Raw genomic sequence first — 22628 nt, 5'->3', positions numbered from 1 at the left:
TCATGGCCGCCCACGGCAACGCCTCGACCGCCGAGCACGCCGGCGTCCCGCACCACTCGCACGTGGGCCGGTACGTCGTGGTGTGGATCGTGCTCCTCGTCCTCACCGTCAGCACCTGGGCGATCGCCAAGGTGCACCTGCCGGGCCCCCTCCACATCCTCGTCGCCCTCGTCATCGCGATCGCGAAGGGGGCGCTCGTGGCCCTGTTCTTCATGCACCTCTACGACCAGCAGGGGGCGAACCGGCTCGTGTTCGCCACCTCGCTCGTGTTCGTCGCACTGCTCGTCGGGCTCACGCTCAGCGACTACGCGACGCGCTACCCGCTCGCGAAGCCGCCCGGCAGCGAGGGCGCGCTGCCCGCGCCCGACTACGCCCCGCCGCCGACCTCGCGCACCCACTGAGCCTCCCGGGGCCCGCCGGCCCTCCCGCTCGCCCGCCCCGGCGGCGCGGGCGGGCCTCGCCGCGCGGGCCGTCCCTCGCGCGGGCCGCCGCGCTCCGTCCGGTGGCGAGGCCGCGAGGCAGGCGCCGGCGTCGCGGCTGGAAGGTTTGAACGCAAACGACCGCTCGGCCCGGCCTCCGCCGCGGTGGCGCCCGCGCACCCGTCCACGTCGCGCGATCCGGGTGGGGTGAACATGTTCGACGCAGCGGCGCCGGTGGCCGTCGGCGCGCGCCGCGCCCGACGTCGTGAGGACGAGGCGCGCCGCGCGAGGCGGCCGCGTGCGCGCTCGCGTGGGGGCAGGGATCATGACGGTCGGCGAGTACATCCTCCGGCGGCTCACGTCCTGGGGCGTGCGCCGCGTCTACGGCTATCCGGGCGACGGCATCAACGGCATCCTCGCGGGCTTCCACGCGGTGCGAGAGCTCGATCTCGTGCAGGTGCGCCACGAGGAGATGGCGGCGTTCATGGCCTGCGCGCACGCCAAGTTCACCGGCGAGGTCGGCGTCTGCCTCGCTACCTCCGGCCCCGGCGCCATCCACCTCCTGAACGGCCTCTACGACGCGCGGATGGACCACCAGCCGGTGGTGGCGATCGTGGGCCAGACCGCGCGCGCCGCGATGGGCGGCTCCTACCAGCAGGAGGTGGATCTCCACACGCTCTTCAAGGACGTCGCCGGCGCGTACGTGCAGACGATGATGGTCCCCTCGCAGGCGCGGCACCTCGTCGACCGCGCGATCCGGATCGCGCTCTCCGAGCGGTCGGTCACGGCGATCATCGTCCCGAACGACCTGCAGGAGCTCGACTACGAGGCCCCGCCCCACGCGCACGCCACGGTCCACAGCGGCTCGGGCTGGGCGCCCCCGCGCGTCGTGCCCGCCGGGTCGGACCTGCGACGCGCGGCCGACGTGCTGAACGCAGGAAAGAAGGTGGCGATGCTCGTCGGCGCGGGCGCCCTGGGCGCGGCGCCGGAGGTGCGCGCGGTCGCCGAGCGCCTCGGCGCCGGCGTCGCGAAGGCGCTCCTCGGGAAGGCGGTGCTCCCGGACGACCTGCCCTACGTGACCGGCGCGATCGGCCTCCTCGGCACGAAGCCCTCGTGGAAGCTCATGAGCGGGTGCGACACGCTGCTCATGGTCGGGTCGTCGTTTCCGTACCCGGAGTTCTTGCCGAAGGAGGGCCAGGCGCGAGGCGTCCAGGTGGACCTCGACGGCCGCATGCTCTCCATTCGCTACCCGATGGAGGTGAACCTCGTCGGCGACTCGGCCGAGACGCTCCGCGCGCTCTTGCCGCTCCTCTCGCAGCACGAGGGGCGCTGGCGCGAGGAGATCGAGGACGAGGTGCGCCGCTGGTGGAAGGTCCTCGAGGCGCGCGCCCACAACCCCGCGAAGCCGGTGAACCCGCAGCTCGTGTTCTGGGAGCTCTCGCCGCGCCTGCCCGACCGCGCGATCCTCTCCGCGGACTCCGGCTCGTCGGCGAACTGGTACGCGCGGGACGTGAAGATCCGCGAGGGCATGCTCGCCTCGCTCTCGGGCAACCTCGCGACGATGGGGCCGGCGGTGCCGTACGCGATCGCGGCGAAGTTCGCGTTCCCCGGTCGCGCCGTCGTCGCGCTCGCCGGAGACGGTGCCATGCAGATGAACGGCATGGCCGAGCTCATCACGATCTCGAAGTACTGGCGGGAGTGGGAGGACCCGCGGCTCGTCGTCCTCGTGCTCATGAACCAGGACCTGAACCAGGTCACCTGGGAGCAGCGGGTCATGGTGGGCGACGCGAAGCTCGACGCGTCGCAGGACCTTCCGGCGGTGGACTACGCGGGGTTCGCCGCGTCGCTCGGCCTCGAGGCGGTGCGGGTCGAGCGGCCCGAGGACGTCGCGCCGGCGTGGGAGCGCGCCTTCGCCGCCCGCCGCCCCTGCCTCGTCCAGGCGCGCACCGACCCGTCCGTCCCGCCGCTCCCGCCGCACATCACCCTGGAGCAGGCGAAGGGCTACCTGTCGTCGATCCTGAAGGGCGATCCCGACCGAGGGGCGACCCTGGTCGCCTCCTGGCGCGACGCGATCGAGGGCTTCCTCCCGCACCGAGGGTGAGCGTGAGGGGAGCTGCCATCGAGCGGGTCCGCGCGGCCGCGTACCGGATCCCGACCGACGGGCCGGAGTCCGACGGGACGCTCGCGTGGGACGCGACGACGCTCGTCGTCGTGGACGTCGAGGCGGGCGGCGCGCGCGGCCTCGGCTACACCTACGCCGACGCGGCCGCGGCGAGCGTCGCCGGCGGCACGCTCGCGGACGCGGTGGCCGGCCTCGACGCGCTCGACCCGCCCGCGGCGCACCGCGCGATGGCGGTCGCGATCCGGAACGCGGGCGCCGCGGGCGTGGGCGGGATGGCGCTCTCGGCCGTGGACGTGGCGATCTGGGATCTCAAGGCGAAGCTGCTCGCGCTCCCGCTCGCGACGCTCCTCGGCCGCGTGCGCCAGGCGGTGCCGGTCTACGGGAGCGGCGGCTTCTGCTCCTACGCTCCGGAGCGGCTCGCGGCGCAGCTCGGAGGCTGGGCCGCCGAGGGGTTCGCGGCGGTCAAGATGAAGGTGGGGCGCGATCCCCGGGCGGACCCGGCCCGCGTGCGCGCGGCGCGCGAGGCGATCGGGCAGGCGGGGCTGTTCGTGGACGCGAACGGCGCGTACGGGCGCAAGCAGGCGCTCGCGCTCGCGGAAGCGTTCGCGGAGTCGGGCGTCACCTGGCTCGAGGAGCCCGTCTCGGCGGACGATCTCGCCGGCCTGCGGCTCGTGCGCGATCGCGCGCCGCCCGGCATGGACGTCGCGGCCGGCGAGTACGGGCACGACGCGCGGTACTTCCGGCGCGTGCTCGAGGCGGGGGCGGTCGACGTGCTCCAGGCAGACGCCACGCGCTGCGGGGGCGTGACCGGGTTCCTCCGGGCGGCGGCCCTCGCCGCCGCGTTCGGGATCCCGCTCTCCTCGCACTGCGCTCCGGCGATCCACGTGCACCTCATGTGCGCCGCCGACACGGGGGTCCACGCGGAGTGGTTCCACGACCACGTCAGGATCGAGTCGGCGCTCCTCGAGGGCGCGGCCCGGCCACGCGACGGGACGATCGCGCCGGACCCGGTGCGGCCGGGGCTGGGGCTCGAGCTCCGGCGGGCGAACGCGGAGCGGTTCAGGGTGTGACGAGGTGCGGGCCGGGGACCGTCGAGGGCGAGGGGAGGGGAGAGGACGATGCAGCACCCACCGATCGATCACGGCCGCCGGGTCATCCCGGGGCTCGGCCGGGGCGAGCAGCCCGCGTCGCGGACGCTGCGCGAGGAGATCCCGTGGGGCGCCGGGGCGCCCCTCGCGGCGGAGGCGGCGCGCGCGCTCGAGGCGGAGCTCCGCGCCCGCGTGCACGCCGAGGTGCGCTTCGACCCGGGCAGCCGCGCGCTCTACGCGACCGACGGCTCGAACTACCGGCAGGTGCCGATCGGCGTCGTGGTGCCGCGCTCGCTCGACGACGTGATCGCGACCGTCGCGGTCTGCCGCGCCCACGGCGCGCCCGTGCTCTCGCGCGGCGGTGGGACGAGCCTCGCCGGCCAGTGCTGCAACGTCGCCGTCGTGATCGACTTCTCGAAGCGCCTCCACGCCATCCGGGCGCTCGACCCGGAGGCGCGCGTCGCGCGCGTCGAGCCCGGCGTCGTCCTCGACGACCTCCGGAACGCCGCCGAGCGCCACCACCTGACGTTCGGCCCGGACCCGTCGACGCACGACCACTGCACGCTCGGCGGCATGATCGGCAACGACTCGTGCGGCGTGCACTCCATGATGGCCGGCCGGACCGCGGACAACGTCCGGCGGCTGCGCGTGCTGACCTACGACGGCACGGAGCTCTGGGTCGGCCCGACGGACGACGCAGCGCTCGCGGAGGCGACGCGCGCGCGCGGGCGGCGCGGCGAGATCTACCGCCGCCTCCTCGCGATCCGCGATCGCTACGGGGACCTCGTCCGCGCGCGCTTCCCGCGAATCCCGCGGCGCGTGTCCGGCTACAACCTCGACGAGCTCCTCCCCGAGAGCGGCTTCGACGTCGCCCGGGCGCTCGTCGGCACCGAGGGCACCTGCGTCGTCGTGCTCGAGGCCGAGGTGCGGCTCGTCCCGAGCCCGCCGGGCCGCGCGCTCCTCGTCCTCGGCTACCCCGACGTCTTCCAGGCGGGGGACCACGTCCCCGAGCTCCGGGCGTTCGCGCCGATCGGGCTCGAGGGCATCGACGACCTGCTCGTCCGCGACATGAAGGAGAAGAAGCTCCACCCGGAGCGGCTGCAGCTGCTGCCCGACGGGCGCGGGTGGCTCCTCGTCGAGTTCGGCGGCGCCGACCGCGCCGAGGCGGTCGCGAACGCCCGGCGCGCGATGGGCGCGCTCCGGAAGCGGTCCGACGCGCCGTCGATGAAGCTGTACGACGACCCGAGGGAGGAGCAGATCGTCTGGAAGGTGCGCGAGTCCGGGCTGGGGGCGACCGCCCGCGTGCCCGGCCAGCGCGACACGTGGGAGGGGTGGGAGGACTCCGCGGTCGCGCCCGAGCGGCTCGGCGAGTACCTCCGCGAGCTGAAGGCCCTCTACGAAAAGTACGGCTACGAGGGCGCGCTCTACGGCCACTTCGGCCAGGGCTGCGTCCACACGCGCGTCACCTTCGACCTCACGACGCGCCGGGGCGTCGCGACCTACCGCGCGTTCGTCGAGGAGGCGGCGGACCTCGTCGTCTCGCTCGGCGGCTCGCTCTCGGGCGAGCACGGCGACGGGCAGTCGCGCGGCGAGCTCCTCCCGAGGATGTTCGGAGACGAGCTCGTCGAGGCGTTCCGCGACTACAAGCGCGCCTGGGACCCCGGGTGGAAGATGAACCCGGGGAAGAAGATCGATCCGTTCCCGCTCGACCGGGACCTGCGCCTCGGACCGGGGTTCGTGGAGGCCCGTCCGCGGACGGCGTTCCGCTTCCCGGAGGACGGGGGCAGCTTCGGCCGCGTCGCCACCCGCTGCGTCGGCGTGGGCGAGTGCCGTCGCATGGAGGGCGGGGTGATGTGCCCGAGCTACCGCGCGACGCGCGAGGAGAAGCACTCGACGCGCGGGCGCGCCCGCCTCCTGCACGAGATGCTCGTCGGCGATCCGCTCGAGGGCGGCTGGCGCTCCTCCGCGGTCGCCGACGCGCTGCACCTCTGCCTCGCGTGCAAGGGGTGCAAGAGCGAGTGCCCGATGAACGTGGACATGGCGAGCTACAAGGCTGAGTTCCTCCATCACCACTGGAAGGGCCGGCTCCGCCCGCGCGCCGCGTACGCGATGGGCCTCGTCATGTGGTGGGCGCGCGCGGCGGCCCTCGCGCCCGGGCTCGTGAACCTCCTCGGTCGGTTCCCGCCGACCGCTGCGATCGCGAAGGCGCTGGCGGGCATGTCGCAGCGCCGCGCGCTGCCGCGGTTCGCGTCCGTCGGGTTCCGGCGCTGGTTCGCGCGCCGCCGCCGGCCGCAGCCGGGCCCCGCCTCGCGAAGGGTGGTGCTCTTCCCCGACACGTTCACCGAGCACTTCCACCCGGAGGTCGGCCGCGCCGCCGTGGAGGCGCTCGAGGCGGCCGGCTACGCGGTCGAGCTGCCCGCGCGGCGGCTCTGCTGCGGGCGGCCGCTCTACGACTACGGCATGCTCGATCTCGCCCGGCGGATGCTCGAGCGGAACCTCGAGGTGCTCCGGCCGGCGCTCGAGGACGGCACGCCGATCGTCGTGCTCGAGCCGTCCTGCGCCGCCGTGTTCCGCGACGAGCTGCCGAACCTCCTCGCCCGCGATCCCCGGGCCGGGGCGCTCGCACACCAGGTGAAGGTGCTCGCCGAGCTCGTCGACGAGGCCGGCGATCGGTTCCCGCTCGGCAGGATCGATCGCGAGGCGCTCGTGCAGATCCACTGCCACGAGCACGCGGTGATGGGGGAGGACGCGGAGCGGCGGACGCTGGCGCGCCTCGGCCTCGACGCCGCGGTGATGGACCACGGCTGCTGCGGGATGGCGGGCTCGTTCGGCTTCGAGGCCGGCGACCGGTACGAGGTGTCGATGACCGTGGGGGAGCGCGGCGTGCTGCCCGAGGTGCGCCGGCGCGAGGACGCGCTCGTCCTCGCCGACGGGTTCTCCTGCCGGACGCAGATCGAGCAGGGTGCGGGCCGCCGCGCGCTCCACCTCGCGGAGGTGATCCGGCTCTCCCAGGAGCCCGCGCCGCCCGCCGACCCCGAGCGCTGGGCGCGGGAGCGCCGCCTCCGGCCCGATCCTCCGCTCCGGGTCGCCCGCGCCGCCGCGGCGCTCGTCCTCGCCGCGCTCGCGATGGTGGGCGCCGTCAGCGCCGCGCGGCGCTAGGGGGAGGCGTCGTCGAGCGTGCGCCGGTAGACCGCGGCGTCGGCCGCCGAGAAGCAGCAGAACACCACGCGCTCCGGGAGCGGCGCCGCGCGGAGCGCGGACAGGACCTCCGCCACCGCGATCCGCGTCGCCCGCTCGAGCGGGAAGCCGTAGGCGCCGGCGGAGATGGCCGGGAACGCGATCGAGCGCGCCCCGTGCTCCGCGGCGAGCCTCATCGACTCGCGGTAGCAGCGCGCGAGGAGCGCGTCCTCGCCGGCGCCTCCGCCCGTCCAGACCGGCCCGACGGTGTGGATGACGTGGCGCGCCGGGAGGAGGTGGCCGCCGGTGAGCTTAGCCTCGCCGGTGCGCGCGCCCCCGAGCGCGCGACACTCCTCGAGGAGGCCGGGCCCAGCCGCCCGGTGGATCGCCCCATCCACCCCCCCGCCACCGAGGAGTGACGCGTTGGCCGCGTTCACGATCGCGTCCACCGGGAGACGGGTGATGTCCCCCTGCACCACGGTGATCCGTCCGTTCGCCCAGGTCGGGTCCATCGCTGCTACGTAGCGGATGCCGCCGGGGGAGGCAGGTCTTCTCCCGGGGACCCGAGATCGCCCCGCCCGGCGTGCGCCGTGACCCGGATCCCGAATGGGCCGGTCCGGCGGGCAGGGCCACGGATATTCGCGAGAGGTGGCGCGCCCTTGAGGGCGTGCGAGCCCTCGTGCGGTGCCGCGAGGGCGATCCGGACCCCGCAATTCCTGCACGAAAAAAGCCGCTAAACCCGGGTACGCAGCTTGCTACGCGTCCGGCGGTCCTCATGCCTCGTGATCGCATTCTCGTCGTCGACGCCAACCCGCTCGAGGGGGCGTCGCTCCGGGCCGCCCTGTTCGAGCGCGGGTTCGACGCCGTCGACGCGTCGACCGCGGACGGCGCGCTCGCGCTCGTCCCGACCTTCGCGCCGAGCGCGGTGCTGGCCGACGCGACGCTGCCCGGCTGCGACGGCGCCGCGATGGTCGCGCGGCTGCGCGCCTGCCGCTCGGACGCGTCCGTCGTCGTCTCGACCCCGCTCGATCGGCTCGACGTGGCGGTGGCGGCGTTGCGCGCGGGCGCGGACAGCTACCTCGTCCGGCCGCTCGACCCGACGCAGACGGTGATCGTGGTCGAGAAGGCGCTCGAGCGGCGGCGGCTCCGGCGGGACCGCGCGGCGCTCCGCGAGCGGGCGCGCGCGCGGGCGTCGATCGTCGGCGCCGCGCCGGAGCTCACGGCGCTCGTGGAGGTGCTCCGCCGCGTCGCGCCGACCAAGGCCGCCGTCCTCGTGCAGGGCGAGGTCGGCTCGGGGAAGGCACAGGTCGCGCAGGCGCTCCACGAGTGGTCGCCGCGCCGCGACCGGCCGTTCGTCCGCGTCAACTGCGCCGCGCGCTCGGAGGCGCTGCTCGAGGCCGACCTGTTCGGTCACGAGGCCGGCGCGTTCGGCGACTCCGACGAGCGGCGCCCGGGCCGGCTGGAGGAGGCCGACGGCGGCACCCTCTACCTCGACGAGGTCGGCCGGCTCCCCGCGGCGCTCCAGGTGAGGCTCCTGCGCGTGCTCCAGCAGGGCGAGCTCGAGCGCGTCGGCGGGCGTACGACGATCCACGTGGACGTCCGGCTCGTCGCCGGGACGCAGCACGACCTCGCCGAGGAGATCCGGGCGGGGAGCTTCCGCGACGACCTCTACTACCGGCTCAACGTCGTGTCGATCGCGGTCCCGCCGCTCCGCTCGCGCAAGAGCGACATCCCCGCGCTCGTGCAGCACTTCCTCGAGACCGCGACCTTCGCGGCGGGGAAGCGGATCACCGGGGTGACGCCCGGCGCGCTGTCCGCGCTCTTCGGCTACGACTGGCCGGGCAACGTGCGCGAGCTCGCCTCGGTGGTGGAGCGCGCGGTGTCGCGGGCGCAGGGGAGCGAGATCGCCGCGGAGGACCTCTCCCCGGTGCTCCAGGGCGGTCGCGCCGACGAGGCGGGCGCCATCGCGCTCATCCCCGGCGCGTCGCTCTTCGAGATCGAGCGCGAGGCGATCCTGCGAACGCTCGAGCAGGCGGGTGGCTCGACCGCGCGCGCGGCGGAGATCCTCGGCGTCTCCGTCCGCAAGATCCAGTACCGGCTGAAGGAGTACCGGGCGGGCGGCGTGCCGCGGAACGCCGCCCTCGACGGCTGAGCGGCCGCGCCGCGCGCCCGGCGTCACGCCTGCCCTGCGACCGGTCCCCCGGTCGACCTGGTCGCGCCCGGACGAGTCGCCCTGCGAGAAGCCCGGTTCCTACCTTAGAGCATGGCTTCCGAACGGATCGAATTTGGCAGCGTCCTCGAGAGCAAGGGCTCGGAGGGCAAGCTCTGGCTCTTCATCATCCCCGTGATCGTCGGCGTGTTCGCGATCGCGGGCTACGGCATCACCCAGGTCTCGAAGGCCGGGTCGGTGGAGCGCGAGGCGAAGGCGGCGCAGCAGCAGGTCGCCGAGCTCCAGAAGACCATCGAGCAGCGGGACAAGCTCCTCACCGACGCACGCGCGGAGGAGGGCATCCAGCGCTCCGCCGGTTCGGCGGCGGCGCTGTTCTACGGCGTGAACCCCAAGGCGCAGGAGAGCGGGATCGCGTTCGCGCACCCGTCCGAGAAGGCGGTCCGCGCCTACTTCTACGGCCTCGCCGCGCCGCCGGAGGGGCAGGAGTACGTCGTCGCCGCGCGCACGAAGGGCGGCGAGGCGAAGGCGCTCGGCAGCGTGCTCCCGGGCAACGACGGGACCGGCTTCCTCCTCGCGAAGGACATCCCCGAGGGGACGACCGCCGTCGAGCTGCTGCTCCGTCCACGGGACCAGGAGAACCTCGACGGCGCCGAGCCGCGCGTGGCCGCACGCTACCCGGCGAACGGCGAGCGCGGCGTCCTCGCGGAGGCGCCGCCTACGCAGGCGCGCCGGGGCCGCGGGCCGCGCGGCTAGGCAGGCGGCGGCGTAGAGGGCGAGGCGCCTCCCCGCGCCTCGGTCCCGAGGTCACCCTGCGTCTGGCGGGGCGGCGCCGTGCCCGATGGCTGCCCAGCGGCCGGGCAGGCGCGCGGGCGGCAGCTGCGCACCGGCCCGATCCACGAGCACGCGCGACCGCGGCTGCCCGGGTAGCGAGCAGCCGCGCCGCGCGTCTGCACGGCGAGCGAGCAGCAGCGCGCCCGGATTCCGGGCAGCGCGCCGATCGGGGCCGGTCGGTATTGACTGAGACGCATCGCGTTGGCGACACTCGATTTTCTCGCTCGTGCAGCGCGGTCCTACCCGCAAGGCCCGCCGTCGCATGCCGCGCCCCGGGTGGCGCGGAGGCGGCGCACGGCGTGCATCGCGATCCGGAGATCCGATCGAGCGGAGGCGCCGCGGCTGCCGCGGCGTGAAGGCGTTTCGCAAAGGGTGAAGTGAGAATGACCGAGACCGGGTATCCAGGGAAGCAGGGCCTCTACGACCCGCAGCACGAGCACGACGCCTGCGGCTTCGGGTTCGTGGTCGACATCAAGGGCCGCGTCTCGCACGACATCCTCACGAAGGCCCTCGAGGTGCTCGTGAACCTCGAGCACCGCGGCGCCGTCGGCGCCGAGAAGAACACCGGCGACGGCGCGGGCATCCTCTTCCAGCTTCCCCACGCGTTCCTCGCGGCCGAGTGCGAGCCCCTCGGGATCCGCCTGCCGCGCCCGGGCCACTACGCCGCGGGCATGGTCTTCCTGCCGCCGAACGAGGCCGGCCGCGCCGAGTGCGCGCGGATCTTCGAGGCGGTGGTGCGCGAGGAGGGCCAGCACGTGCTGGGCTGGCGCGACGTGCCCACGGACGGCGCCACCCTCGGCCCCACCGCGCGCGCGAGCCAGCCCGTCGTCCGGCAGATCTTCGTCGGGCGCGGATCGAACTGTCCCGACGCGATGAGCTTCGAGCGGAAGCTCTACGTGATCCGCCGGCTGGTCGAGAAGAAGGTGTCGCGCTCCGCGATCCCCGGGCGCACGCACTTCTACGTGCCGTCCCTCTCGCACAAGACCGTCGTCTACAAGGGCATGCTGAACGCGCCGCAGCTCCGCGCGTTCTACCCGGACCTGTCGCGCCCGGCGCTCGTCACCGCGATCGCGATGGTCCACTCGCGCTTCTCGACGAACACCTTCCCGTCGTGGTCGCGCGCGCACCCGTACCGCTACATCTCGCACAACGGCGAGATCAACACGCTGCGCGGCAACATCAACTGGATGCACGCGCGCCAGTCGATGATGCGCTCCTCGCTCCTCGGCGCGGACCTGCAGAAGATCCTCACCGTCGTCGACACCGAGGGCTCCGACTCGGCCATGTTCGACAACGTGCTCGAGCTGCTCACGCTCTCGGGCCGCGAGCTCCCGCACGCGATGATGATGATGATGCCGGAGCCGTGGAACCGGCACGAGTCGATGAGCGCCACGAAGCGCGCGTTCTACGAGTTCCACTCCTGCCTCATGGAGCCATGGGACGGCCCGGCGTCCATCGCCTTCACCGACGGCGTCCGCGTCGGCGCGCTCCTCGATCGCAACGGGCTCCGCCCCTCGCGCTACTACGTGACGAAGGACGACCTCGTCGTCATGGCGTCCGAGGTGGGCGTCCTCGACATCCCCCCCGAGCGGATCCTGAGGAAGGGCCGCCTGCAGCCCGGGCGTATCTTCCTCGTCGACACGTCCGAGGGGCGCATCGTCTCGGACGACGAGCTGAAGGAGCGGATCGCCAGGCAGCACCCGTACCGCGAGTGGATCGAGCGCTACGCGGTGCGCCTCGACGAGCTGCCGAGGCCGCAGCACGTCATCGAGCCGGATCACGAGACCGTCCTCCGCCGCCAGGAGGTCTTCGGCTACACCGCCGAGGACGTGAAGATGATCGTCACGCCGATGGCGACCGAGGGCACCGAGCCCCTCGGCTCCATGGGCAACGACGCGCCGCTCGCGGTGCTCTCGGAGAAGCCGCAGCCGCTGTTCGCCTACTTCAAGCAGCTCTTCGCGCAGGTGACGAACCCGCCGGTCGACGCCATCCGCGAGGAGATCATCATGGCGGTGGAGACCGCCGTCGGGCCGGAGGGGAACCTCCTCGAGCCCGGGCCGGACGCGTGCCGGCAGCTCTCCCTGCCCACCCCCGTGCTGCGCAACGAGGAGCTCGAGAAGATCCGCGCCCTCGACGGCGGGCCTGGCTCGAAGGGCCTCCGCGCGATCACGCTCCCCATCCTGTTCCGCGCGAAGGACGGCGGCGCCGGGCTGCGCAAGGCGCTCGAGGACCTGCGCTTCAAGGCCTCGGAGTGCATCGCCGAGGGGTACAACCTCATCGTCCTCTCGGACCGCGGCCACGACGCCGACGACGCGCCCATCCCGTCGCTCCTCGCCGTCTCGGCGGTGCACCACCACCTGATCCGCGAGGGCACCCGCACGCGCATCGGCCTCGTCCTCGAGACGGGCGAGCCGCGCGAGGTGCACCACTTCGCGCTGCTCGTCGGCTTCGGCGCCTCCGCGGTGAACCCCTACCTCGCCTTCGAGACCATCCACGACCAGGTGAACCTGGGGCTCATCCCGGGCCCGGCCGCGGAGGCCGAGAAGAAGTACGTGAAGGCGGTGAGCAAGGGGATCGTGAAGGTGATCTCCAAGATGGGGATCTCCACCATCCAGAGCTACCACGGCGCCCAGGTGTTCGAGGCCGTGGGCCTGAACCAGGACTTCATCGACGAGTACTTCACCTGGACCTCGACGCGCGTCGGCGGCGTCGGCATCGACGTCGTCGCGAAGGAGGCGCGGCTCCGCAACGAGCGCGGCTTCCCCCCGAAGCGGCCCATCTTCCACACGAGCCTGCCCGCGGGCGGCCAGTACAAGTGGCGCGCGACCGGGGAGCACCACCTCTTCAACCCGGAGACGGTGCACAAGCTCCAGTACGCCTGCCGCTCGAAGAGCTACGCGCTCTTCAAGGAGTACACCTCGCTCGTCGATCACCAGGCGAGGAACCTCAACACGCTGCGCGGGCTCATGGACCTCGTGCCCGGCCCGAAGCCGGTGCCGATCGACGAGGTCGAGCCGGTCGAGTCGATCATGCGTCGGTTCAAGACCGGCGCGATGAGCTACGGCTCGATCTCGCAGGAGGCGCACGAGGCGCTCGCCGTGGCGATGAACCGCATCGGCGGCAAGTCGAACACCGGCGAGGGCGGCGAGGATCCGGCCCGCTACGCGCGGCTGCCGGGCGGCGACTCGAAGAACAGCGCCATCAAGCAGGTCGCCTCCGGCCGGTTCGGCGTCACGAGCGAGTACCTCGTGAACGCGCGCGAGCTGCAGATCAAGATGGCCCAGGGCGCGAAGCCCGGCGAGGGCGGCCAGCTGCCGGGCTCGAAGGTCTACCCGTGGATCGCGAAGGTGCGCCACGCGACCCCGGGCGTGGGGCTCATCTCGCCGCCGCCCCACCACGACATCTACTCGATCGAGGACCTCGCCCAGCTCATCCACGACCTCAAGAACGCGAACCACCGCGCGCGCGTCTCGGTCAAGCTCGTGGCGGAGGTCGGCGTCGGCACGATCGCCGCGGGCGTCGCGAAGGCGCACGCGGACGTGGTGCTCGTCTCGGGCCACGACGGCGGCACGGGCGCCTCGCCGCTCACCTCGATCAAGCACGCGGGCATCCCCTGGGAGCTCGGCCTCGCCGAGACGCACCAGGTGCTCGTGATGAACGACCTCCGCTCCCGCATCGTGGTGGAGGTGGACGGGCAGCTCAAGACGGGCCGCGACGTCGTCGTCGGCGCGCTCCTCGGCGCCGAGGAGTTCGGCTTCGCGACCGCCCCGCTCGTCGTCCTCGGCTGCATCATGATGCGCGCCTGCCACCTCAACACGTGCCCGGTGGGCGTCGCGACCCAGGATCCGAAGCTGCGCGCCAAGTTCACCGGCGACCCGGACCACGTCGTCACCTTCATGCGCTTCGTGGCGCAAGAGGTGCGCGAGCTCATGGCCGAGCTCGGCTACCGGACCATCGACGAGATGGTCGGCCGGTCCGAGCGGATCGAGCTGCGCCGCGCGGTCGACCACTGGAAGGCGCGCAACCTCGACTTCAGCCGGATCCTCTTCAAGCCCACGGTGCCCCGGAGCTACGGGCGCACCTGCCAGATCCCGCAGGACCACGGCATCGAGCAGACGCTCGACGCGACCACTCTCCTCGACCTCGCGCGCCCCGCGCTCGAGGAGGGGAAGCCCGTCCGCGCGACCCTGCCCATCCGCAACACGATGCGCGTGGTCGGCACGATGACGGGGAGCGAGCTGACCCGGCGCCACGGCGCCGCGGGCCTGCCGGAGGACACGATCCAGCTCCACTTCCAGGGCTCGGCGGGGCAGTCGTTCGGCGCGTTCATCCCGCGCGGGATGACGCTCGTCCTCGAGGGCGACGCCAACGACTACGTCGGCAAGGGGCTCTCGGGCGGCAAGATCGTGGTCCACCCGCCGCGCGAGGCGACGTTCGTCCCGGAGGAGAACATCGTCATCGGCAACGTCGCGTTCTACGGCGCGACGGGCGGCGAGGCGTACGTGCGCGGCCTCGCCGGCGAGCGCTTCTGCGTGCGGAACTCCGGCCTGCACGCGGTGGTCGAGGGCGTCGGCGATCACGGCTGCGAGTACATGACGGGCGGTCGGGTCGTCGTGCTCGGCCCCACCGGCCGGAACTTCGCGGCCGGGATGTCCGGCGGCGTCGCCTACGTGCTCGACGCGGACGGCCAGTTCGCCACCCGCTGCAACAAGCAGATGGTGGGGCTCTCGCGTCTCGAGGACGTGGAGGAGCTCGCGGCGGTGCGGGCGCTCGTCGAGAAGCACGCCGAGTGGACCGGCAGCGCCCACGCGCGGCGGCTCCTCGAGCGCTGGGCCGACACGGCGAAGCGGCTGGTGCGCGTGCTCCCGCACGACTTCCGGCGCGTCGTCGAGGCGCAGGCGAGGATGCGCGAGAAGGGGCTCTCGGCCGAGGAGGCGGAGATGGCTGCCTTCGAGGAGAACGCGCACGACGAGGCGCGCGCCGGCGGGAACTAGGAACCCTTCGACTTCGGCCCCCCGCAGGATCGGGGCTACGCTCAGGGTGAACGGGAAAATGGGAAAGCCGACCGGATTCATGGAGTACCCGCGGGAGCCGAAGCACGAGCGGCCGCCGCGCGAGCGGATCGAGGACTGGAGCGAGGCGCACCCGCCGTACGGGGAGGAGACCCTCCGCCAGCAGGGCGCGCGCTGCATGGACTGCGGCATCCCGTTCTGCCACACCGGCGTGCTCATCGCCGGCATGGCGGCCGGATGCCCGGTGAACAACCTCGTCCCGGAGTGGAACGACCTCGTCTACCGCGGCCAGTGGCACGAGGCGTACATCCGCCTCGCGAAGACGAACAACTTCCCCGAGTTCACCGGCCGGGTCTGCCCGGCGCCGTGCGAGGGGAGCTGCACGCTCGGCATCAACGAGCCGCCCGTCACGATCAAGCTCATCGAGCACGAGATCGTCGAGCGCGCCTTCGCCGAGGGCTGGGTGAAGCCGCAGCCGCCCGCGGCGCGCACCGGGAAGCGGGTGGCCGTCATCGGCTCCGGGCCGGCCGGCCTCGCCGCCGCCCAGCAGCTCAACAAGGCGGGCCACACCGTCACGGTGTTCGAGCGCGCCGACCGCGCGGGCGGGCTCCTCATGTACGGGATCCCGAACATGAAGCTCGACAAGGCGGTGGTCGAGCGGCGGGTGCAGCTCATCGCCGACGAGGGCGTGCGCTTCGTCACCGAGACGGAGATCGGCAAGCACATCCCGGCGCAGCGGCTCCTGAAGGACTTCGACGCGGTGGTCCTCGCGGGCGGCGCGACGCAGGCGAGGGACCTGCCGGTGGAGGGGCGCAACCTCCAGGGCATCCACCTCGCCATGGAGTTCCTGCACGCGAACACGAAGTCGCTGCTCGACTCGCGCCACGCGGACGGGCGCTACATCTCCGCGAAGGGCCGGGACGTCGTCGTCATCGGCGGCGGCGACACCGGCACCGACTGCGTCGGCACCTCGATCCGCCATGGCGCGAGCAGCGTCGTGCAGCTGGAGATCCTCCCCCAGCCGCCGCTCGAGCGCGCGGCGGACAACCCGTGGCCCCAGTGGCCGAAGGTCCTCAAGCTCGACTACGGGCAGGAGGAGGCGAAGGCGCTGTGGGGGAGCGATCCCCGCCGCTTCCGGGCGCTGACGAAGCGCTTCGTCGGCGACGCGCAGGGCAGGGTCAAGGAGCTGCACGTCGTCGACGTCGAGTGGACGAAGGGCCCGGACGGCCGCTTCGGGCCGCGCGAGATCGCCGGCTCCGAGCGCGTGGTCCCCGGCGACCTCGTGCTGCTCGCGCTCGGCTTCGTCGGCCCCGAGAAGCCGATGCTGCAGCAGCTCGGCGTGAAGCTCGACGACCGCGGCAACGTCTGGACCGACGACAGCAAGATGACGAGCGTGCCTGGCGTGTTCGCGGCGGGCGACATGTCGCGCGGTCAGTCGCTCGTGGTCTGGGCGATCCGCGAGGGGCGGGAGGCGGCGCAGGCCGTGGATCGCTACCTGTCGTACGGGGAGACGGTGCTGCCGCCGTAGCCCGGGCGCCACACACCTTCCCAGCGCGGTCCGCCGCGTCGCCGAGCTGCCCCGCGCTGCCTCTCGAGGCAGCGGCATGGGCGCTGCTCAGCCGAGCGGCCTCCTCCACTCCGGCTCGTGCGGTCGCGGCCCGATCGACGAGAGCGCCGCTCGTCGCGTCGGATGAGGACGAGCGGCGAGCCTGCCGCTGCTGTCGTCGGCGCACACGCACCGAGCGCTCCGGGCGATCGCGCACTCATTGACTCGCTGTGCGCAATGCGGGAGCGGTACTCTCGGACGTGTACCGTCTTCGAGTGAACAAATGGTCAACACCCGCCGCGCGCCTCACGCGATCGAACCACGCCGATCGCGGTGCTACCGGGCGCGCTCCGAAGACGCACCGAAGCATCGCGTCTCTCTGCGCGACGTACGTGCGTTCGCCTCGCGCGTCCCTCGCGTCGAGCGCGCATCAGCACGCTCGATTGTCCGTCTATGACATTGGGGCGCGAGCCTTCTCACGGGGTGTGCCCGGACGCACAGTTGCGGCATCCGACGACGACGATCGAGAACGACTCCGCGCGCAGGACGCTGCCGCGCGCGCTGAACGCCTTCGACCGAACGCCGAAGGTCGGAGCGGCTCGCATGCCCTTGCGCATGCGACGGCGATGGAGGCCGTATGGGAAGCAATTCGGCGAGGTGGGTGAGGTGGTCGAAGTCCGTAGCGGTGGCTGCGCTGGCGCTCGGCGCCTCCGCTGCGTGGGCGAGGAGCCCGCATTTCCAGAATCTCTCGGCGTTCTGCGCGGACGCCGACACGCTGGCATGCTCGGGGAAGGACGTGGGTCTCGGACTCCCTGACAACACCGAGGTGACGGTCGTCGTCACCGCGGACGCGCAATGCATCAATCCCGGCGACAACAGTCCGAACGCCAATAACAAGAATGACACGCCAGACAAGACCGCCGTCGAGGGGCAGGGGATCTACTTCGTGTCGAGCGGGAACCTCCAGTTCTCGGTCGACGTCGACGCCATCCTGACCCCGTCGTGCAGTCCGCCGATGACCATCGACTTCACCAACGTGGAGGTGTGCGCCTATACCGGAGACCCCGGGACCTCCGTCCTGCTGAACTGCAGCACCAACTTCGACTCGTTGTTCAGCTGTCCTTAGCAGGGGAGCGGGTCGTGGCCGGCGCGGTGTGGTCGCGCCGGCCACGAGCCCATTCGTGTCCCGCAGGACGTCGGTGCCGCCTGCTGAACGCCGTGGGCGCTGCCTCGGCTAGCCCCCCGGGCGCGCCAGCGTCAGGGCCACCCCGCTGAGGATGATCGCGGCGGACACCACGAGCCGCAGGCTGAGTGGCTCTCCCAGGACGAGCACGCCGCCAGCGGCCGCGAGCGCGGGCACGGACACCTGCAGCGTCGCGGCGCGCGTCGCGCCGAGCCACGGGACGACGGCGTACCAGAGCGTGTAGCCGCCACCGGACGCGAGCGCGCCGGAGACGATCGCCAGCGCGGCGCCCTCGACACCGAGCCGCCCGCCCTCCAGCAGGAGGAACGCGGACGCGAGCGGGAGCGCGAGAACGGTTGCGCGGACGAAGTTGTCCCCCGTCGTGCCGAGCGGTTCCTTCGCCGTCCTCCCGCGAAGGCTGTAGACGCCCCATGACACGCCGGCGAGCACCATCAAGGCGGCGCCGGCCGGATCCGCGTCGTGCGCGCCCGGGCGCGTGAGGTACGCGAGCCCGGCCAGCGCGACCGCGACACCGAGCCATTGCCGGCGCGTCGGCCGCGCGCCTTGCGCGACGCCGACGCCGATCATCGTCACCTGCACCGCCGGGAAGAGCAGCAGCGCGCCCACGCCCGTCGGGATTCGGACGTAGGCGAGGGAGAACGCCGCTGCATACCCGAGCAGCGCCGCCGCCGACGTCCAGCTGCCGCCCGCGAGAGGCCGGCGGCGAGCCGCAGCCAGGAGGGCCAGGAAGGCAGCGCCGGAGGCGACCCGGATCGCGGTGAAGCTCGCCGGGTCCGCGCGCCCCTCGCGGAGCGCTGCCCGCGCGAGGAGCGAGTTCGCTGCGAAGCAGACGAGCGCCGCCGCCGCGAGCACCGCGCCAATCGCCGCCCGTCCCTCCGCGGGCGGACTCGCGCCAGCAGGACGTGAGGAGCGCTCTCGAGGACGTACGCCGTTCGGCCGCTTCACCACACCTCCGGTCGCCGACCCCTACATAACATGCCTGCCGCGGCGCGCCGCCCCGGGTGGGCGGACGCGCCGAAGCGAGCGGAGCGCCGCCGCGATGGGCGTACGCGGCGTCGCGCCAGGGTGCTCGAAGCGCGCCGGGAGGGCTCCGATCCCCCGACGGTGCGTGCGGCCTGTCGCCATGCTGCATCACGCTTGGTCCATGCGTACGTGCGTCGCCCTCGTGGCCGTCGCGGTGCTCGCCTCCGTCGCCTGCCTCGCTCCGCGCGAGGACGGGGCGGAGCGGCGGGCGGCGGGGGTCCTCCCGTCGGCAGCGTCCCTCGGGCCGCCGGCGGTCAGGATCCTGTTCTTCGGCGATTTCGGGATACCCACGCGACAGCAGGAGGTGGTCGCGCGGACGATCCTGGAGGAGCACGCGGCCGCGCCCTTCGACCTCGCGATGCACGTCGGCGACAACCTCTACCCTTGCGGGCCGGACCCCCGCGTCCGCAACGCCGGGAGCTGCGCGTTCGAGGCCGACGGGAACACGGTGCGCCCGCAGCCGGACATCGGCGCGGACGGGCGCTTCGCTCGGCTCTTCGAGCGCCGCCTCGCGGGGCTCTCGCGTGGCGGCGTGCCCGTCCCGGTGTACCTCGCGATCGGGAACCACGACGTCCGGGCGGACGGGCCCTGCAGCGAGCTCCCCGGGCCGAGCGTCCGCGAGCAGCGCGTGAAGGCGTGCCTCGAGGTGCAGCACCAGGGGCCCCACTGGACGATGCCCGGGCGGCACTACGTCGTCGATCGCGGGCCGGCGCGCCTCATCGTGATCGACACCCTGCTCCTCGAGGGCGACTACGGCGGGTTTCGCTGGGAGGACGAGCTCGACTTCGTCCGTCGCTCGTCCGGAGGTTGCGGGGTGGAGCGCACCTGCTTCCTCGTCGGGCACTACTACGCCGACGTCGCCGGCGATCCGCGGAACCGCGCCGCGATGGTCCGGCGCCCGGAGTACGTGCGCCGCGTGCGGCAGCTCGAGGACGCGATGGGCGACCGCATCCCGGCATGGCTCGCCGGTCACGCTCACGACCTGCAGCACGTCCGCACCCCCGGCGGCCACGACGAGTTCATCGCCGCCTCGACGGCCTCGACGCACCCCAAGCCGTTCGGCGGTCCTTTCGCGGGCGGCCGGTCGCTGTACTGGTCCCAGCGCTGGGGCTTCGGCGTGCTCGAGGTGCGCGCCGGCGGCTGGGAGCTGAAGCTCGTCGGCCGGGACCGCCGGAGCCTCTACTGCTGCCGGGCGGTGGGAGACGGACGGTGCGAGCCGTACGCCTGCACCCCCGTCACAGCGACCTCAGGAACTGAACGAGGTCGGCACGCTCGCCGGGGGTGAGCTCGAGCTTCTGCGTGTCCGCGTAGTGGTCGACGACCGCGTCGAGCGTCGCGAAGCGGCCGTCGTGGTAGAAGCCGCCCTTCTCGCGCGTGAAGAGGCCGGCGAGCGGCGTCGTCCGGTAGTACCGCTGCTCCGGCGAGCGGCTCGCCTGGAAGTCGTCGATGCCGAGCTCCGCGGCGGTGTGCATGGCGAAGCCGGGCTCCGTGTAGAGCGGCGGGACGTGGCAGGTGGCGCACTTCGCCTTGCCCTCGAAGAGCGCCTTCCCGCGCGCCGCCGCGTCGGCGTCGAACGAGCCCTCCGGTGGGCGCGGCGCCGGGATCGCGAGCTGGTAGAAGTGAAGCGCCGCGAGCTTCGGCGTGATGCGGTCGTCCTCCGAGCGGATGTCGAAGAACCCGGCCTTCGCCGCGATGGGGAAGCGCGACGCATCCGCGAGCCGCGGGTCGAAGAACGTGCCCTTCCCGTGCATCTGCGTGTTCGCCACGAAGGCGTTCCAGTAGGTCACCGAGCCGAAGCCCGTGTACGTGTGCAGGTTCACGCCCGCGAGGCCGAACGCGGCAGGGAGCAGCGTCGAGGCGCTCTTCCCGTCGGGGCGGAACGCCTTGCCGTCGAGGGCGAGCTCCGCGTCGTAGCGGCCGGGCCCCCAGCTCCGCAGCACCGTGCGCACGGTGTCCTCGTCGGTGCCGAGGAGCGACGCGAACGGCGCGAGCGTCGGCGCGCTCGCCACGATGGCGCCCACGTCGAGGTCGCGGTTCGGCCAGCCGTCGAGGGGCCGCCCGATGCCGGTCGCGACCGAGTCGTCCACGGTCGAGTGGCAGAGGGCGCAGGCGATGCCGACCGAGCTGAGCCGACCACCGTCGTCGAACCGGCCCTTCACGCCCACGACCGCGCCGGCGCGCAGGAGCTCCACCGTGACCGCCGGGTCGTCGAGGTTCACGGCCCCGCGTCGAACGGCCTCCGCAGTCGCGGCGGGTAGCGCGCCCGCGTCCACCTTGAGGCCGAGCGAGAGCGCCGCGCGCGGCGAGAGCCCCGGCCCCACGCCCCCGTTCGCCTGTCCGGCGATCGCCTCGTGCAGCCGGAGCTGCCCGCCCCAGAAGTCCTCGTCGCCGAACGTCTCCTCGCGGAAGACGTGCCGGCCCTCGTCGAGCAGCCGGTCGGCGTGATCCAGGATCGGATCCGCTGCTGCCTCGCGACGGTGATGGCCGCTGCGGGCGGCCTCCGGACCGGCCGGCCTCGGAAACGAGAGGTAGAGGGCCAGCGCGGCGAGCGGGACGGCTGCGGCGAGGACGCGTCTCATGGGATCTCTCCTCCGGGCGCGTGCACGCGCCTCGAGCCGCCCGAGGCCGCGAGGTGCGGCAGCGGGTGGCAGTCCGAAGAATTGGATGCGGGGCGACGGAGGAGGTTTCAGTCGGTCGCGGTCGCGGTCGAGGGGTCGGGGGCGGGGGCGGGGGGTCGGGGTCGAGGTCGAGGTCGGGGTCGAGGTCGAGGTCGTTCTGGCCGACATCGCCGCGGCTGACGTCACCTTGGCGCGCCGCCTGGACGGGACCTCACGTCCTCGGCGGGCCACGATGGACGGGGACAAGGTACGGGGGGCGGCGCCGTCCGCCAGACGCCGCCGGCAACGCGGGGCTGCGGGCGGGGGCTGGGCATGGGCGACGGTGCCGAGGCCGACCGCGTTGCATTGCGGTCCGTGGGTCGGGGCGGTGCCTACCGCGTCCAGTGGCCCGCCTGCGGGCGCGAGGTCCCGCCACTTAGGGCGGCGCGCTGGGGGCGGTGAAGGTAGGGGCGCGGTCGGGACCGCTCTCCCTTCGACAGGCTCAGGGCGAGCGGGCGTTTATCGACCGCTCGTGATGAGCCTGTCGAACCACGGGCGGGGTCGGGCTCGAGGATCGAGGTCGAGGTCGAGGTCGAGGTCGGGGTCGAGGTCGAGGTCGGGGTCGAGGTCGAGGTCGGGGTCGAGGTCGAGGTCGGGGTCGAGGTCGAGGTCGAGGTCGAGGTCGGGGTCGGGGCGGCTCAACGTCGACGTTCTCGACGCGAAACGCAGCGGGGCCCGCGCCACGGAAGCGCGGGCCCCGCCGATTCCTCATCCGCTCCTTCAGCGCTGCTGCTGCGTGCCCTGCGGCTCCGTCGTTCCCTTCGGCGCGTTCGCGCCGCCCTGCACCTCGATGCGGATCGCCTGGGGCGCGCCGTCCTTCTCGGTGAACGCGGCGCGCACCTGCGTCCCTTCCTTCAGGTCGCTCACGGTGCGCTGCTGCCCGTCGATGAGGACCGGCGTGTCCGCGCCGACGCGGAGCTTGATGTTCGGCTCGGCGCCGCCCTGGCGAACGACCACCTCCTGCGCGCTGGCGCTCACCACCGTGCCGCTCGCGGTGCGCTGGGCGCCCGCCGCGGCCGGCGGCTGCTGCGACGCCTGCGGGCCGGTCGCCGGCTGCTGCGTCGACGGCTGGGCGGCGCGCTCACGCTCGCCCCTTGCGAGCTGCGTGTCGGTCGGCGGCGCGCTCGGGCTGGTCGGCGAGACCGCTCCGCCGGTGTCGCGACGCGCCTGCCGGCTGTCGCCGCCCTCCCGCTGGCACGCGGCGGCGAGCAGAGCTGCGGCTCCGGCGGCGAGGTATGCACTTCGAGTCCAGGCTCCCATGTCGTCTCCCTCCGTCGAGTAAAGCTGGTGATCGCGACGGCGCCGTGCGCCCCGGCCCGATCGGCGGGCGCCGCGGGTGAACGGCGCCCGCTGGGCCGGGTGCCCCGCGCGGCGGCGGG

At 73.4% G+C, this 22628-nt stretch carries 15 protein-coding genes; 10 read left to right on the top strand and 5 right to left on the bottom strand.

Going from position 1 to position 22628, the window contains the following annotated elements; all coding sequences use genetic code 11:
* Positions 1-2 precede the first annotated feature (2 nt).
* The 4 genes from MNY62_RS18285 to MNY62_RS18270 all read left to right on the top strand — a co-directional run bounded on the left by MNY62_RS18285 (position 3) and on the right by MNY62_RS18270 (position 6788).
* Entirely contained in the window at positions 3-401 is a 399-nt protein-coding gene (locus MNY62_RS18285) for a cytochrome C oxidase subunit IV family protein (RefSeq protein WP_242345631.1), read from the top strand.
* Between the two features lie 343 nt (positions 402-744).
* On the top strand, positions 745-2520 hold the full coding sequence (locus MNY62_RS18280) for a thiamine pyrophosphate-requiring protein (RefSeq protein WP_242345663.1): 1776 nt from the start codon (positions 745-747) through the stop codon (positions 2518-2520).
* A 2-nt stretch (positions 2521-2522) separates the two neighbouring features.
* Positions 2523-3611 (top strand): enolase C-terminal domain-like protein, encoded by a 1089-nt coding sequence (locus MNY62_RS18275; RefSeq protein WP_242345630.1) that lies wholly within the window; start codon positions 2523-2525, stop codon positions 3609-3611.
* Positions 3612-3659: 48 nt separating this feature from the next.
* On the top strand, positions 3660-6788 hold the full coding sequence (locus tag MNY62_RS18270; protein ID WP_242345629.1) for an FAD-binding and (Fe-S)-binding domain-containing protein: 3129 nt from the start codon (positions 3660-3662) through the stop codon (positions 6786-6788).
* Here MNY62_RS18270 and MNY62_RS18265 read toward each other — a convergent pair.
* The gene (locus MNY62_RS18265) at positions 6785-7318 is read right to left on the bottom strand and encodes an O-acetyl-ADP-ribose deacetylase (protein ID WP_242345628.1); all 534 of its coding nucleotides are present in this window, start codon (positions 7316-7318) and stop codon (positions 6785-6787) included. The two genes, MNY62_RS18270 and MNY62_RS18265, sit on opposite strands and share 4 nt — an antisense overlap.
* 263 nt (positions 7319-7581) lie before the next feature.
* Between MNY62_RS18265 and MNY62_RS18260 the strand changes: the two genes are divergently transcribed.
* The 5 genes from MNY62_RS18260 (at position 7582) to MNY62_RS18240 (ending at position 17491) form a co-directional block, all read left to right on the top strand.
* Positions 7582-8958 carry a sigma-54-dependent transcriptional regulator gene (locus MNY62_RS18260; protein WP_242345627.1) on the top strand — a complete coding sequence of 459 codons (1377 nt, stop codon included), beginning with the start codon at positions 7582-7584 and terminating at the stop codon, positions 8956-8958.
* 111 nt (positions 8959-9069) lie between these two features.
* The gene (locus MNY62_RS18255; protein ID WP_242345626.1) at positions 9070-9729 is read left to right on the top strand and encodes a hypothetical protein; all 660 of its coding nucleotides are present in this window, start codon (positions 9070-9072) and stop codon (positions 9727-9729) included.
* A 461-nt stretch (positions 9730-10190) separates the two neighbouring features.
* Positions 10191-14801, top strand: coding sequence for a glutamate synthase large subunit (gene gltB / locus MNY62_RS18250; protein ID WP_242345625.1), 4611 nt, complete (start codon positions 10191-10193; stop codon positions 14799-14801).
* Positions 14802-14859: 58 nt separating this feature from the next.
* On the top strand, positions 14860-16347 hold the full coding sequence (locus MNY62_RS18245; protein ID WP_242345624.1) for a glutamate synthase subunit beta: 1488 nt from the start codon (positions 14860-14862) through the stop codon (positions 16345-16347).
* A gap of 703 nt (positions 16348-17050) precedes the next feature.
* The gene (locus MNY62_RS18240; RefSeq protein WP_242345623.1) at positions 17051-17491 is read left to right on the top strand and encodes a hypothetical protein; all 441 of its coding nucleotides are present in this window, start codon (positions 17051-17053) and stop codon (positions 17489-17491) included.
* A gap of 108 nt (positions 17492-17599) precedes the next feature.
* Here MNY62_RS18240 and MNY62_RS18235 read toward each other — a convergent pair whose 3' ends face one another.
* Positions 17600-18421: a DMT family transporter gene (locus tag MNY62_RS18235; protein WP_242345622.1), complete on the bottom strand. Its 822-nt coding sequence runs from the start codon at positions 18419-18421 to the stop codon at positions 17600-17602.
* 292 nt (positions 18422-18713) lie between these two features.
* On the opposite strand from MNY62_RS18235, the gene MNY62_RS18230 reads away from it, so the two are divergent.
* On the top strand, positions 18714-19877 hold the full coding sequence (locus MNY62_RS18230; protein WP_242345621.1) for a metallophosphoesterase: 1164 nt from the start codon (positions 18714-18716) through the stop codon (positions 19875-19877).
* On the opposite strand, the gene MNY62_RS18225 is transcribed toward MNY62_RS18230, so the two are convergent.
* From MNY62_RS18225 to MNY62_RS18215, 3 genes are all read right to left on the bottom strand, one after another.
* The gene (locus tag MNY62_RS18225; protein ID WP_242345620.1) at positions 19828-21171 is read right to left on the bottom strand and encodes a hypothetical protein; all 1344 of its coding nucleotides are present in this window, start codon (positions 21169-21171) and stop codon (positions 19828-19830) included. The two genes, MNY62_RS18230 and MNY62_RS18225, sit on opposite strands and share 50 nt — an antisense overlap.
* Before the next feature lie 537 nt (positions 21172-21708).
* Positions 21709-21891: a hypothetical protein gene (locus MNY62_RS18220; protein ID WP_242345619.1), complete on the bottom strand. Its 183-nt coding sequence runs from the start codon at positions 21889-21891 to the stop codon at positions 21709-21711.
* A gap of 78 nt (positions 21892-21969) precedes the next feature.
* A complete protein-coding gene (locus MNY62_RS18215; RefSeq protein WP_242345618.1) occupies positions 21970-22509 on the bottom strand; it encodes a hypothetical protein in 540 nt (179 codons plus the stop codon).
* Between the last annotated feature and the right edge of the window lie 119 nt (positions 22510-22628).

The organism is Anaeromyxobacter terrae, from assembly GCF_022690685.1.
In the GTDB taxonomy this organism is placed as follows: Bacteria; Myxococcota; Myxococcia; order Myxococcales; family Anaeromyxobacteraceae; genus Anaeromyxobacter; species Anaeromyxobacter terrae.
Note: the sequence above shows the minus strand (reverse complement) of the source record. Positions and strands in the feature narration are given on the sequence as shown.